Here is a 12,885-nt window from a genome sequence, read left to right on the forward strand (position 1 = left end):
TTACCGGCCTTTTTCGAAGCCTCGTTGTTTTATTACACTAATATAATAGCTGCTGCAAGGATCGCCCGACGCGGTTTTGGAGGCGCCCACAATCAAGCGGCCAGGCGCCAACTTCTGTGGGCATCAGTAGGTGGCGCGGCCACCCGAGAGATCGAATACGGCGGCCGTGGTGAAGCTGTTTTCCTTCGACACCAGCCAGGCAACCATGTTCGCGGCCTCGTCGACTTCGAGGAACCGGGCACGCGGAATCTTCGACAGCATGTAGTCGATATGCTCCTGCTTCATCTGGTCGAAGATCGGCGTGCGGGCCGCCGCCGGCGTGATGCAGTTCACCGCGATATCCAGTCCGGCCAGTTCCTTGCCCAGCGACTTGGTCATGCCGATGACCGCCGCTTTCGATGCGGAATAGGCAGACGCGTTCGGATTGCCTTCCTTGCCGGCGATCGAGGCAACATTGACGATGCGGCCATAGCCATGCGCCTTCATCGACGGCACGACCGCACGGTTGACGTGAAAGGTGCCGTGCAGGTTGATGTCGATCACCCGCTTCCACTCGGCGACCGGATAGGCTTCCAGCGTGTGGTTGGGACCGGCAATGCCGGCCGAATTCACCAGGATCGATACCGCACCGAACGCGGCCTCGGTCTGGCCATGCGCGGCGACAACAGCATCGGGGTCGACAATGTCCACGACAACGGAACGTACCGAACCGCCCAGTTCCTGCGTGGCAGTTTCGAGCCGATCAGCGTTGACATCCCACAGGCAGACCTTGGCGCCCGATGCCAGCATCCGCTTTGCGAAGGCAAAACCCAGTCCCTGAGCCCCACCGGTGACGACAGCCACCTGACCATCGAGATCAATCCTGTTCATCGTCTGGTTCTCCCTGGAGACTGATTTGAGCCGGCGCTCGACCCTACCGGTTGCGCGCCCAAACGCCCATCCTGGTTTCGGTAATGCTCTCCCAGCCGGGATTGCTCTCGCATGTTACACTAGTATAATGCAAGCTTGAATCGCGCGCAGAGCGCGCCGATTGAATTGTGTCGGCTTAGAGCCCAATGTTATGTGCGACTCCTGGCGCACAACATGCGGCAGGAGCACGGCAGGGGCAAAGGTCATGGCTGCGAGAACATCGGATACGGCAGGCAAGTCAGGGGCGACGCAGAGCGCCGAGAGCAGCTTGACCGAGTTCCTGCAAGGCGCTTCGCTCAACCGCGCCATCCCGCTGCGTGACCAAATCTATGGACTGGTGCGCAAGGCGATCGTCACTGGGAAGCTCGCGCCGGGAGCACCCATCAACGAAATCGAGATCGCGCACAGGCTCGGCATTTCGCGCACGCCGGTGCGTGAGGCGGTCAAGAAAGTCAGCGATGAGGGCCTGATCGAGGTCTTCGCCCAGAACGGAACATTCGTTGCCGACATCAGCCGCAAGCAGGTCGAAGAGGCCTATATCATCCGGATCGCGCTAGAGCTCGAAAGCATCAAGCGGGCGGCGGTCGCCATCGAAACCAACCACGTCCAGGACTTGGAAGACATCATCAACGCGCATGAGACCGCGGTGAAACGCTCGCGCTTCGATGAGGCCATCGCCAGGGATGACGACTTTCACCGCTACATCGCCGAGGTGAACGGCCTGACCATGCTGTGGAAGGTCGTCGACATTTCGAAAGCGCAGATGGATCGGTGCCGGTTGTTGTCGCTGCCCTCCCCGGGCGCCGGGCAGGAAACCATCGCCCAGCACCGCGCGATCCTGAAGGCACTGGCCAAACGCGACCAGGCCGGCGCCATGAAAGCGCTGCAGGCGCATCTGGAAACATCGCTGCGCAACACGATCGCCCTGCTGGACGCGGAGCCCCATGGTTCCCTGCTGATCGCCTGAGCCTACGGCTCGGTAGACCTACATGGTCGCGCCAATCGACCACGGCACGAACTCGCTGTCGCCATAGCCCAGCAGTTCCGATTTGGTGCGCTCGCCGGAAGCCACCGCAAGGATCTTCCGAAGGATTTCCTCGCCTTTTTCCGGCAACGTGGCGCCGTCGAGGATGTCGCCGCAATTGATATCCATGTCCTCGGTCATCTTTTCATAGATGAGCGAATTGGATGCGAGCTTGATCGACGGCGTCGGCTTGCAGCCGAAGGCGGAACCGCGGCCGGTCGTGAAGCAAAGCACGTTGGCGCCGCCGGCCACCTGCCCGGTCGCCGAGACCGGATCGTAGCCGGGCGTGTCCATGAACACCAGGCCGCTGGCCGTGACCGGCTCGGCATAGTTGAAGACACCGGTGAGGTTGGTCGAGCCACCTTTGGCCGCCGCGCCCAGCGACTTTTCGAGAATGGTTGTCAAGCCGCCCGCCTTGTTGCCGGGGGACGGATTGTTGTTCATCTCCATGTTGTGCCGTTCGGTGTAGCCTTCCCACCATCGGATTCGCTCAGCCAGCCTTTCACCGATTTCGGCGTTCTCGGCGCGCCGCATCAGCAGATGCTCGGCGCCGTAAATCTCGGGCGTTTCCGAGAGAATGGCGGTGCCGCCTTCTGCAACCAGCAGATCGACCGCGACGCCCAGGGCGGGATTGGCTGTAATGCCGGAATAGCCGTCGGAGCCACCGCACTGGAGCGCCAGCATCAGTTCCGACGCAGGCGCTTGCGTGCGCCTTGCCTCGTTGACGACGGCAAGCATGTCGTGGATGGCCGCGACGCCTGCCTCCACGGTCTTGCGCGTGCCGCCGACCTCCTGGATCGTCAAGGTGCGAAAGGTCGTCTCTTCCCTGATGCCGTAGGATTGCATCCAGCGCGGAATCTGAAACGACTCGCAGCCCAGCCCGACCATGAGCACCCCGCCGACATTCGGGTTGGTGGCAAAGCCCCATTGCGTGCGCTTGAGCAACTCATAGGCCTCGCCATGGATGTCGAGCCCACACCCCGTGCCGTGGACCAGGGAGATGACGCCGTCGATGTTGGGATAGTCATCCAGGATGCCGGAGCGGTTGACCTGATCGGCGATGAATCTCGACGCTGTCGCCGAGCAGTTCACCGAGGTCAGCACCGCGATGTAATTGCGCGTGCCGTATTTGCCGCTGGCCCGCTTGAACCCCTGAAACGTACGCCGCCGCTCAGGCGCAACGTAAGGCGTCGGCCTGGCGTCGACACCGAATTGATAGTCGCGGTCGAAGGCATGGACATAGACATTGTGCTCATGCACCCACATGCCGGGCGCGATGTCTTCCCTGGCGAAGCCGATGACCTGGCCGTATTTGACGACGGAAGCATCCTTCGCGATCGGCCTGATGGCCATCTTGTGGCCGCGCGGGACGCGTTGCGCCGCCTTTACCGCATCCACGTCATCGCCAGCGTTGAGGGGATCGATCGCCAGGACAATGTTGTCGGCGTCGGTAAGTCTGATGGTGCGAGCCATGGTCCATCGATGTTCGAGAGGAGGCGCGGCAAGGTCCTCTTGCCAACGCGATTTGGAAAGGAATACTAATATAACAGGCACTGGCAATCAAGATGGAAAGAGGCGGACCTCGCCTGCTCACGCAGCGCGGCTCCGTCTGGACGGGAGGTTGAGCATGACCCGGATGGGGCTGTGCATCCGGCTGAAGCCGGATGTGATCGCCAGGTACAAGGAGCTTCATGCCGCCGTCTGGCCGGACGTGCTTGCGGCGATCACGGCCGCGAACATCCGGAATTACTCGATCTTCCTCCGGGAGCCGGAGAATCTGCTGTTTGCCTATTGGGAATACGGGGGCGAGGATTTCAGCCTGGATATGACGCTGATGAAGCTCAATCCCGCCATGCAGGAATGGTGGACGATCTGCGACCCCTTGCAACAGCCGCTCGACACCCGCGCCGCCGGTGAGTGGTGGGCGTCAATGGAGCCGGTGTTTTTCCACGCCTGAGGACAGCGGCTCCAATTGAACTAGAGCCCCATTCCGATGGAATCGGAATGGGGCTCTATCTGTTTGTTTGAGCATGATCTTTTCCGAAAACCGGCACCCACTTTTCGGGATCATGCTCTAGTTGCTCAAGCCCGTGATCATCGAGACGATCTCGTTCTTGTCGGTGTTCTTCGTCTCACGCACGCCAATCTGCTTGCCGCGCCTGAGCACGCAGATGCGGTCCGAGAGCCGGAAGACCTGGTCGAGGCTGTGGCTGATGATCAGGATCGCCAGGTTGCGCGCCTTGAGCCCCTGGATGATGTCCTCGACCTTGGCGGTCTCGGCGACGCCAAGCGCCGCTGTCGGCTCGTCCATCAGCACCAGGTTCTTCGCCCAGTGGGTGGCGCGCGCGATGGCGACGCCCTGCCGCTGGCCGCCAGACAAATCGCGGATCACCGAACTCGCCGAAGGGATGCGCACGTCGAGGTCGCGCACCAGCTTCTCGGTCTCGGCGATCATGCCCGAACGGTCGAGCATGCCGAACGGCCCGCGCGTCTTCTCGCGGCCGAGGAACAGGTTCATGTAGACGCTCTGGCTGTCGGCCAGCGCCAGGTCCTGGTAGACGACCTGCACGCCCTTGGCCTGCGACTGGCTGGCGTCAGTGAAATGCACGGGCTCGCCGCCGAGCCGGATCTCACCTGATGTCGGCTGGTACATGCCGGCGATGATCTTGATCAGTGTCGACTTGCCGGCGCCATTGTCGCCGACCAGCGCCACCACTTCGCCGCGCGCGATGTCGAGATTGAAATTCTCGATGGCGACGATGCCGCCGAACTCCTTGCGAACATCCTTGAGAGCCAAGGCAGGCGTTGAGGAAGAGGCTGAGGTGTTTTCCATCATCATCACCATGCCGGCCAGTTGATCGGGTGGCCATAACTATCGTGGATCGCCTCCAGCTTCGGCGCGCCACGCGAGATACCTGAAATGCCGGCGACATAGGCGCGGGTGACGAAGGCCTGTGGGCGAAAGCCGAACACCACGCTGTCGCCGACACGGGGGCTGGCCGGCCCCGACGCATCGATCATGCCGTAATAGTCAATGGCCGCCGGCGGCGGGATCTCGACGCCACGCAGCGCCGACGCATCGGTGGTCGGCTCGCGTGAGACGATGGCTTTCAGCGCATAATCGGGGAAAACCGGATCGATATAGAGGCCGCCGCCGAAGCAATAAGCGCGCTGCTGGTGGATATGCGAAACCTCTGAGACATAGGCGACGGCGGGAAGTTCCGGCAGGTCCTCCAGCGCATGCAGCGGCGTCGTGCCGGTCAAGCCATGGCCGGGCTCGCACTGTGTCGCGCCAACATCCTTCAGCGCCTCGATGATGACTGACGATGTCGTCCCCGGTGCATTGATCTCGATGTCCTTGCGGCCCGCACGGGCCAATGCCTCGGCGGCACGGCGCAGCGTCTCGGTGTTGTGCGTCGGCACGATGCGGCGGCTCCTGGCGTCGAACAGTTGCGCCGGGAAGGTGGTGATGCCGGCAAAACGCGCGCCGCCAATGGCATCGATACGGTCGGCGACCGCGACGATGTCTTCGGCGGGAAAGCCGCCCTCATGACCATTGTAGAACGTGTCGCCGCTGGCGAAGATGCGGGCCAGCAATTGCCCCTCATGGCCGGCCTGCTGCATGGCCGCACCGGCTTCCCGCGCCTTCTCGTCGTTGAAGACGGTCCAGTAGCGCGGCATCATGGCAGCGGCCGCATTGGCCTCGGCGCGCGGCACCTGCACCAGATGGCCGAGATGGCCAAGGCCCATGCCGGCGCGGTGCGTGGCGCGGGCGCACTCCATGTCGACAGCGACGGATTCACTTATGCCGCCGCGCATCAGCGCCGCGCAGAACGCGGCGTTGCGGCTCATCTGCTTGGTCATGCCGAACACTTTCAGTCCGGCCCGGTCGGCGGCCTCGCGGATGATGCGGGCATTGTGCTCGGCCGCGTCGGTGTCGATGACATAGGTGTTGGCCGGCAGGAGATTGTCCTGATGCAGCCGGATGGCGGCTTCGATCAGGCCCGGATTGCGGCGGCGCAGGACGTCGAGAAACATGGCTCTTCCCCGTGGGTAATGGTTAGCGCTGCGGTTCGCGCAACGTCAGCGCGACGGCTGCGAGAATGATCAGGCCGCGCACGATCATCTGTTCGGAAACGGCAAGCCCCATCAGGATCAGCCCGTTGTTGAGCATGCCCATCAGCAGCGAGCCGACCAGCGCGCCGACCACCGTGCCGGCGCCGCCATTGAGGCGCGTGCCGCCAACGATGACCGCCGCGATCACCGTCAGCAGATCGGTTTCGCCCAAAGTGTAGCGGGCGCCCTGGATGCGGCCGAGATAGAGCAGCCCGGCAAGCGCGGCGCACATCGAACCGAGGATCAGCACCTTCAACCGCAACCGGTCGACCTTGATGCCAGCGGCGCGGGCGGCGCGCGGGCTGTCGCCGGTGGCCAGCACATGCGCCCCGAACGGCGTCTGGCGGTAGACATAGTGGCCGATGACGATGGCCAGCGCCGTCCAGATCACCAGCGAGGGAATGCCACCAAGTGAGCCGGAACCGAACAGGCCGGTGAAGGTGGGGTCGGTGACCGGCACCGACTGCAGGTTGGTCAGCCAGCGGGCGACGCCGGCCAGAAGTCCCATCGTCGCCAGCGTCACCAGGAAGGAGGGCAGCCTGATATAGGCGACCAGCACGCCGTTGATGGTGCCGATGACCGCGCCTGCCGCCAACCCCGCCGCGACGCCGAGCAGCCAGTGATGCTCGCGCATCACCACCGCTGCCAGCAGCGCCGAGATGGCGACCACCGAGCCGATCGAAAGGTCGATTTCGCCAGCGGTCAGCACATAGACCATGCCGATCGCCATGACGGTGATCGGCGCCGTCTGCTGCACGATGTTGAGCAGGTTGGTCGAGGTCAGGAAGCCGTCATCCCGGAGCACCACGGCGAACACCGCGAAGATCAGCAGGAAACCGACATAGACGACATAGGCGCTGGGATCGAGCTTGCCGAAGAACGGCACCCGGCGCAGCGACGATTGCAGGGACATCAGTTTGCTCCAAGGGATGCCGGCGGATCGCGGTGCAGCGACTGGTTCCAGCCCTGCTTGACCGTATCCTTGGTGACGGCAATAGCGTCGACCGCCAGGAAGGGTGCTACCTTTTCGCCAAGCAGGCCAAGGGCGGCGGCGCGCGCGGCGGTGACCCCGATCGCATAGGCCTCGTCGGCGACAATCGCGGCGACATTGCCGTCCTTGACCATGTCGAGCGCCAGCGGTTCCGACAGGTCGAGGGTGACGATCTTGGTGTGCTTGTTGCCGGCGTTGCGCAGCGCCGCCAGCACCAGTTCAGCGGGCTCGGCCCAGGTGACGTAGATGGCATCCAGGTCGGGATGCTGCGCGACAAAGGCGTTGCCGATGTCCTCGGCCCGGGCCGGATCAGCGAGGCCCTGCTCGGCGACGATCTTCATCTCCGGCTTGCTCTCGATGACGGCCTTGAACGACTGGTCACGCTGATTGGTGACGTAGAAGGCGGCATCGTGGAAGATGTAGCCGACCTTGCCCTTGTTGCCGAGGCTTGCCGCCATCGCCTCGCCCGCCTTGGCGCCCATCTGCACGAGATCGGCGGACGAGATGGCGATGTAATCCTTGCCCTGCACATAGCCCTTGGGCGCGTTGTCGACGAACATCAGCTTGGTGCCGGCGGCGAGCGCCGGGCGGTAGACTTCCGCCGCCGTGTCCGGGTCGACCGGCAGCGAGACGATGACGCTCGGCTTTTTGGCGAGGATCGTCTCGATATCGTTCTTCTGGCGCGCCGCATCGAAGCCGGCATCGGTCTCGGCGACGACGTTGATGCCGAGGCGGGCGAATTCATCCTCGGCGCCCTTGTTGACGGCGGCCGACCAGTCGGAGGTGGTGTGCCAGGACATCGCGGCGCTGAAATGCGCGGCCTTGACCTTGGCTTCCTGGTCCGGCGTCAGCGTCACCGAAGCGGCCGGCGTCGCCGCCTCGCCATGCGGTCCCTTGGTCTCGGCGGCAAGCGCCGGCAGCGCGGCCAGGGTGATGGCGGTCGCGATCAGCAGTGTTCGCGTCGAATAGGTCCGTGACATTGCGTTTCTCCTCCAGGTGGCGAGGAAACCGGCAGGGCCGGTTCCCTCTGGTGTTGTCATTCGTTACTTGGCGGCGTCGATCACCGACTTCGGCGCGTCGCGGTTCAGCGACTGCTTGTAGCCGTCGGCGACGTTTTCCTTGGTGATGGTGATGGCGGGCGCCACGACGAAGGCAGGCGCCTCCTTGCCGAGCAAGCCATAGGCGGCGTCGGTGGCCATGGCGCGGCCCAGCTCATAGGCCTTGTCGGCAACGATGCCGGTGACATTGCCACCCTTGACCATGTCGAGGGCCACCGGCTCCGACAGGTCGAGCGTCACGATCTTGGTCTTGGTGTTGCCGGCCGAACGCAAGGCCGCCAGAACGCCTTCCGCCGGCTCCGCCCAGGTCACGTAGATACCGTCGAGATCAGGCGTCTTGGTGAGCAGGCCTTGAGCGATTTCCTCGGCGCGGGCCGGATCGGCGATACCCTTGCTGTCGACGATCTTGATGTCCTTGTAGTCGTTCTCGATGGTCGACTTGAAGGCGTTGTCGCGCTGGTTGGTGACGTAATACTGGGCGTCGTGGAATATCCAGGCGACCTTGCCCTTGTTGCCCAGTGCCTTGGCCAGCTGGTCGGCTGCCTGCTTGCCCATCTGGAACAGATCGTCGGTGACGATCGACACATAGTCGGTGCCCTGCTTGTAGCCGGCCGGCACGTTGGACAGGAACACCAGCTTGATGCCCTTCTCCTTCGCGGCCTGGAAGGCCTTGGCCGAGCCGACCGGGTCAAGCGGCAGCGCCAGGATCGCGCTTGGCGACTTGGCCATCACCGTCTCGACGTCGCTCAGCTGCTTGGCCGAATCGAAGCCGGCGTCGGTGGTGGCGACCACCTTGATGCCGAGGCGCGTGAACTCATCGGTGGCGCCGGCGCTGACGGCGGTGACGAAATCCGACGACGTGTGCCAGAGCAGCGCGGCGGTGAACTTGCCTTCCTTCAACTTGGCGACTTCGGCGTCGGTCAGCTTCAGGTCGCTTGACGGCGTCGGCTTCTCGCCGTTGGGACCGACAGTGGCGCCGCCGGCGAAGGCGGGAGCGGCGAAGGCCAGAAGCCCGCACAGCGCGGTGGTCAGGATGCTTGCTCTTATTGACATGATCTACTCCTCCATTGGGGCCGCTGCGGCCCGGTTGTTTCAAGATGCGGTGGTGTCGAAGCTTGCGAAAAAGGCTGCCATGGCGACGATGCCATCGAGATATTCCTGCACGACGACATGCTCTTCCAGCGTGTGGCAGTTGCGGATGTCCCCCGGTGCGCAATAGACGGTGGGCACATCAAGCCGGTTGACCAGGAACGGCGCTTCCGACCAGTAGGGCGCGCCTTCGATGGCGCCGCGATCGGGTCTCACCGCTTGCACCGCCTGCCGCAGCAAGGTAACGCCCGGCAGTTGCTGCGAGACTTCCGTCGGCGTGCCGCCGACCGCATGGTCGCGGCCCGCCGGATAGGCGAAGGCGATCGAAATCTCAGGATCGACCCTGGCGCCGCGTACCGCACTTTCCAGGTCACGCACCGCCGTGTCGAGGTTCTCGCCCGGCATCAGCTTCAGGATCAGGCTGACGCGGCATTCGCCGGGCACGGCGATATAGCCGCCGCCTTCGAGCCCCGTGACCAGCACGAAGGGATGGCCGACCAGCGCATGCGGTGCGCGTGCCTCGAGAACAGCCGAATGCGCCCACAGCGCGCTCAGGATGCCGTGCGTTGCCTTCAGCGCGTCGACGCCGAGTTCCGGCACGCCGAAATAGGCGGAACGGCCGGTGATGGTGATGTCGCAGATCAGGAACCCCATCTGCGCGGCGTAGATGTTGAGCCGGGTCGGCTCGACATAGACGGCGAAATCCGGCCTTGCCACGGCGCCGGCCTCGATCTCGGCAACGAAGGCCTTGATGCCGGCGCTGACGCCGGTATCCGGCTCGCCGCTCTCCTCGTCGCCGATGAAAGCGAACTGGATGGCGGATGGCGGGGTGATGCCAGCGCTGGCGAGAAGCTTCGCGGCGGCGATGGTGGTGCAGATGCCGGCCTTGAGGTCGCCGGTGCCGCGCCCCCAGATCGAGCCGTCGACAATGGCGCCGCCGAACGGGCTTTCGCGCTCGGTGCCGGCCCAGCGCTCTTCCCATCCGCGCACATGCACGGTGTCGGTGTGGCCGGTGACCAGCAGGCGCGAGGCCTTGCCCTCGCCGCGCAGCAGGCCGCGCACATTCGGGCGGCCGGGCGCGAATTCCTTGAGCACGACATCCTCGCAGCCGAGCGCCGTCAATTCGCCGGCGAGCAGCGAAGCAAAGGCCGCCTCGGTGCCGGTGACGCTTGGCGTGCCCACGGCGCGGCGCAACAGGTCCAGCGCGGCGTCGGCGTCAAGCGCCGTCTTCAGGCGGGTGATGACATCAGGATCGATGGTCATTCGGCGGCCCTCGAAAGTGAGCCCGGCAGCGACAGTTCGCCGGGCAGATCGGCAACGCCAAACAGCTCGTTGTGCAAGCGGTTGACGGCGGATGAGACAGCGCCGACCAGTGCCGCGCGATTGCCGAGCGTGCTCGGCACGATGTTAGCGGGGCGGGCGAACACCGCGGGCATTTCACGGCGCACGCGCTCGATCAGTTCAGGGCGGATACCGATATTGCCGCCCAGCACGATGATCTGAGGGTCGACTATGGAGTAGAGCGCGGTGATGGCCAGCGCCAGCATGCGCGCGGTCTCGTCAACCACTGTCGCGGCGACGGCGTCGCCCGCTTCCAGCCGCGCGAACACCTCGCGCACCGTGGCGGCATCCGCACCGCCCGCCGCGCGATAGCGGCGCACGATGCCTTGCGCCCCGACTTCCAGTTCGAACGCGCCAGCATGCAGCGCCTCACGCGAAGCAACGTCGCCACCGATCGGCAGGTAGGAGATTTCGCCGGCAGCCCCCGTCGCACCACGCGCCAGCTTGCCGTTGACGATGAGACCAAGACCGATGCCGGTGCCGAGCGCCAGGAAAGCGGCGTCCTCGCAGCCCTGCGCGCAGCCTTGCCAGGCTTCGCCGAGCATCGCCAGATTGACGTCATTCTCGATGCTGACGGCGAAGCCAAACAGGCCGCTCAATGTCTTGCCAACATCGATTTCCGAAAGGCCGGAGATGTTGGGCACAAGGGCAATGGCGCCGCTGGCCGGGCTGACCACGCCAGGCGTGCCCAGCACGACGCTGCGAATCCGTTCGGCCGGCACCTTCGCGGATGCCGCCAGGCTGGTTGCCATCCGCCGCACCTGCGTCAGGACATGCAGTCCGCCGCGCGGGTCGGTGGCTTCTTGTTGTTCGGCGACGACCTCGCCGGCGAGATTGGCAAGCGCGGCGATCATCTTGGTGCCGCCGAGGTCAACGCCCAGCGAATAGGCGGCGCCGCGCGCGATTTCATAGGTGACGGAGGTGCGCCCGACCGCGCCGCGATTGACGCCTACGGGAGCGACCAGGCCGCCGGCTTCGAGTTCGGCCACCACTTCGGACATGGTCTGCTTGGACAGGCCGGTGATCTTGGCGAGGTCGGCGCGCGAGATCGGCCCCTGACGCAACATGACCTCGGCCACTGTGTGGCGCGAAACACGTCTGGTGAGCAGTGACCGGTCGGCGTTCATCAAGATGCCTATTTAGTTCGTGCTGTTGACGAACTAAATACATAACCGGCAAAGAGTCAAGTCAATGCGCGTATTGAATCACAATCGGCGGATCGGCATTCCAACGCCTATGAGCGGCCCGAGCTGGCTCTAACACAACAGCGACACAGTAAGTGAAGTACGGTTGATGTATCCGCCTAGAAAACGCTCGATTCGTTGCGAACATCACCGGGCTGGCATAGGATGCAGCTTGAACCGCATGGAGGACATAGAGTGCCAATCGCCCCAAAAATATCGATGCGTATAATGTTCACATTGATGTATCTCGGCGGCCTGACAATGGCCGCTTCCACGCTTTTCCCCGCCACCGCTTCGGCGGATCGGCTGCAGCGATGCGCGCGAGAGGGCGGCATTTGCCGACTGCCGTATCCCGCTGAAGTCGTTTTTGGCGCCCAGGGCCGCACGACGTCGCGTTTTTTCGACCGCAACGCGGTGCCTTGCACGAATCGTGTCTTTGGTGACCCGGCGCCCGGCCGGGAAAAGGCCTGCTACATCGTGACGCGCGATCGCGGCGGCTACAATGATGATCAGGACCAGCCCCGCCGCGACAGCTTTGTACCCTGCGCCAGCGAAGGCGACTTCTGTGATTTCCGTGGCCGCGCGGTGGTCAGGTACGGCGCGCGGGGCCGCTTCACCCAGGACGTGTTCCGCAACGGTGTCCAATGCGACAACGATACGTTCGGTGAGGATCCCGCTCCCGGTGCCCAGAAGCGCTGCTACGTCCAGCAGTAACACATCATTTCAGGCTGTCCCGGGGGCAGTTGGCGCCCGGGACGCCGAAGACCACGATCTCAACTGATATGCCGGCGTGAACGTTGAGCCGCGGAATCAGGCGCGCGTTGCCGGGAATTGCACGGCCACGCCAGAAGCAAACGGATTGCGACGGCATCAGGCAGCCTGGATGAGTCTTCCGGCGATCGCCAATGTCAGGCTGGTTGCTTAGGACTGTTTGGTGGAGCCAATCGGGATCGAACCGACGACCTCTTGAATGCCATTCAAGCGCTCTCCCAACTGAGCTATGGCCCCACTTCCGGCAGTCAACCGGCGCCGTTTCCGGCGAGAGATCCGGCGCGGGTGGAAACCGCGCCGTTAGTGCAGGCGGCTTCTAACCCCGCCTTTCGTCAATATCAAGCCTTCGAGAAGCGCTTTTTCTTCACAGGCTGAGAAAGCCGGCAAATGCCCGCTTTCCGG

12 protein-coding genes and 1 tRNA gene are annotated in these 12,885 nt (G+C 64.0%); 3 read left to right on the plus strand and 10 right to left on the minus strand.

Annotation, left to right across the window (positions count from 1 at the left end):
* Positions 1-123 precede the first annotated feature (123 nt).
* On the minus strand, positions 124-870 hold the full coding sequence (locus GA829_RS01470; RefSeq protein ID WP_195176828.1) for an SDR family NAD(P)-dependent oxidoreductase: 747 nt from the start codon (positions 868-870) through the stop codon (positions 124-126).
* A gap of 244 nt (positions 871-1,114) precedes the next feature.
* Between GA829_RS01470 and GA829_RS01475 the strand changes: the two genes are divergently transcribed.
* The gene (locus GA829_RS01475) at positions 1,115-1,876 is read left to right on the plus strand and encodes a GntR family transcriptional regulator (protein WP_195176829.1); all 762 of its coding nucleotides are present in this window, start codon (positions 1,115-1,117) and stop codon (positions 1,874-1,876) included.
* An 18-nt stretch (positions 1,877-1,894) separates the two neighbouring features.
* On the opposite strand, the gene GA829_RS01480 is transcribed toward GA829_RS01475, so the two are convergent.
* Positions 1,895-3,406, minus strand: coding sequence for a UxaA family hydrolase (locus GA829_RS01480; RefSeq protein ID WP_195176830.1), 1,512 nt, complete (start codon positions 3,404-3,406; stop codon positions 1,895-1,897).
* A gap of 154 nt (positions 3,407-3,560) precedes the next feature.
* Between GA829_RS01480 and GA829_RS01485 the strand changes: the two genes are divergently transcribed.
* The gene (locus tag GA829_RS01485) at positions 3,561-3,890 is read left to right on the plus strand and encodes an L-rhamnose mutarotase (protein WP_195176831.1); all 330 of its coding nucleotides are present in this window, start codon (positions 3,561-3,563) and stop codon (positions 3,888-3,890) included.
* A 117-nt stretch (positions 3,891-4,007) separates the two neighbouring features.
* Here the strand turns inward: GA829_RS01485 and GA829_RS01490 are convergent, their stop codons facing one another.
* The 7 genes from GA829_RS01490 to GA829_RS01520 form a co-directional block, all read right to left on the minus strand.
* Positions 4,008-4,766, minus strand: a complete 759-nt coding sequence (locus GA829_RS01490) for an ATP-binding cassette domain-containing protein (protein WP_195176832.1) — start codon at positions 4,764-4,766, stop codon at positions 4,008-4,010.
* A gap of 5 nt (positions 4,767-4,771) precedes the next feature.
* Entirely contained in the window at positions 4,772-5,971 is a 1,200-nt protein-coding gene (locus GA829_RS01495) for an alanine racemase (protein WP_195176833.1), read from the minus strand.
* 22 nt (positions 5,972-5,993) lie between these two features.
* The gene (locus GA829_RS01500) at positions 5,994-6,962 is read right to left on the minus strand and encodes an ABC transporter permease (RefSeq protein WP_195176834.1); all 969 of its coding nucleotides are present in this window, start codon (positions 6,960-6,962) and stop codon (positions 5,994-5,996) included.
* Complete coding sequence (locus GA829_RS01505; RefSeq protein WP_195176835.1) at positions 6,962-8,020, minus strand: substrate-binding domain-containing protein; 1,059 nt, start codon at positions 8,018-8,020, stop codon at positions 6,962-6,964. The genes GA829_RS01500 and GA829_RS01505 overlap by 1 nt, the downstream gene beginning before the upstream one ends.
* Positions 8,021-8,083: 63 nt before the next feature.
* The gene (locus tag GA829_RS01510; protein ID WP_195176836.1) at positions 8,084-9,151 is read right to left on the minus strand and encodes a substrate-binding domain-containing protein; all 1,068 of its coding nucleotides are present in this window, start codon (positions 9,149-9,151) and stop codon (positions 8,084-8,086) included.
* A gap of 39 nt (positions 9,152-9,190) precedes the next feature.
* A complete protein-coding gene (locus tag GA829_RS01515; RefSeq protein ID WP_195176837.1) occupies positions 9,191-10,450 on the minus strand; it encodes a M20 family metallopeptidase in 1,260 nt (419 codons plus the stop codon).
* Positions 10,447-11,655: an ROK family transcriptional regulator gene (locus GA829_RS01520; protein WP_195176838.1), complete on the minus strand. Its 1,209-nt coding sequence runs from the start codon at positions 11,653-11,655 to the stop codon at positions 10,447-10,449. The genes GA829_RS01515 and GA829_RS01520 overlap by 4 nt, the downstream gene beginning before the upstream one ends.
* Before the next feature lie 297 nt (positions 11,656-11,952).
* On the opposite strand from GA829_RS01520, the gene GA829_RS01525 reads away from it, so the two are divergent.
* Positions 11,953-12,426, plus strand: a complete 474-nt coding sequence (locus GA829_RS01525; protein WP_195179478.1) for a hypothetical protein — start codon at positions 11,953-11,955, stop codon at positions 12,424-12,426.
* Between the two features lie 218 nt (positions 12,427-12,644).
* Here GA829_RS01525 and GA829_RS01530 read toward each other — a convergent pair.
* A tRNA-Ala gene (locus GA829_RS01530) sits at positions 12,645-12,720 on the minus strand.
* Between the last annotated feature and the right edge of the window lie 165 nt (positions 12,721-12,885).

Origin of the sequence: Mesorhizobium sp. INR15 (assembly GCF_015500075.1) — a bacterium.
Taxonomy (GTDB): domain Bacteria; phylum Pseudomonadota; class Alphaproteobacteria; order Rhizobiales; family Rhizobiaceae; genus Mesorhizobium.

What these genes read in the sequence shown, in the direction of transcription:
- GA829_RS01480 (WP_195176830.1), bottom strand. Translation starts at nt 3,406, where the DNA reads ATGGCTCGCACCATCAGACTTACCGACGCCGACAACATTGTCCTGGCG.
- GA829_RS01470 (WP_195176828.1), bottom strand. Translation starts at nt 870, where the DNA reads ATGAACAGGATTGATCTCGATGGTCAGGTGGCTGTCGTCACCGGTGGG.
- GA829_RS01505 (WP_195176835.1), bottom strand. Translation starts at nt 8,020, where the DNA reads ATGTCACGGACCTATTCGACGCGAACACTGCTGATCGCGACCGCCATC.
- GA829_RS01520 (WP_195176838.1), bottom strand. Translation starts at nt 11,655, where the DNA reads ATGAACGCCGACCGGTCACTGCTCACCAGACGTGTTTCGCGCCACACA.
- GA829_RS01515 (WP_195176837.1), bottom strand. Translation starts at nt 10,450, where the DNA reads ATGACCATCGATCCTGATGTCATCACCCGCCTGAAGACGGCGCTTGAC.
- GA829_RS01490 (WP_195176832.1), bottom strand. Translation starts at nt 4,766, where the DNA reads ATGGAAAACACCTCAGCCTCTTCCTCAACGCCTGCCTTGGCTCTCAAG.
- GA829_RS01500 (WP_195176834.1), bottom strand. Translation starts at nt 6,962, where the DNA reads ATGTCCCTGCAATCGTCGCTGCGCCGGGTGCCGTTCTTCGGCAAGCTC.
- GA829_RS01510 (WP_195176836.1), bottom strand. Translation starts at nt 9,151, where the DNA reads ATGTCAATAAGAGCAAGCATCCTGACCACCGCGCTGTGCGGGCTTCTG.
- GA829_RS01485 (WP_195176831.1), top strand. Translation starts at nt 3,561, where the DNA reads ATGACCCGGATGGGGCTGTGCATCCGGCTGAAGCCGGATGTGATCGCC.
- GA829_RS01475 (WP_195176829.1), top strand. Translation starts at nt 1,115, where the DNA reads ATGGCTGCGAGAACATCGGATACGGCAGGCAAGTCAGGGGCGACGCAG.
- GA829_RS01525 (WP_195179478.1), top strand. Translation starts at nt 11,953, where the DNA reads ATGTATCTCGGCGGCCTGACAATGGCCGCTTCCACGCTTTTCCCCGCC.
- GA829_RS01495 (WP_195176833.1), bottom strand. Translation starts at nt 5,971, where the DNA reads ATGTTTCTCGACGTCCTGCGCCGCCGCAATCCGGGCCTGATCGAAGCC.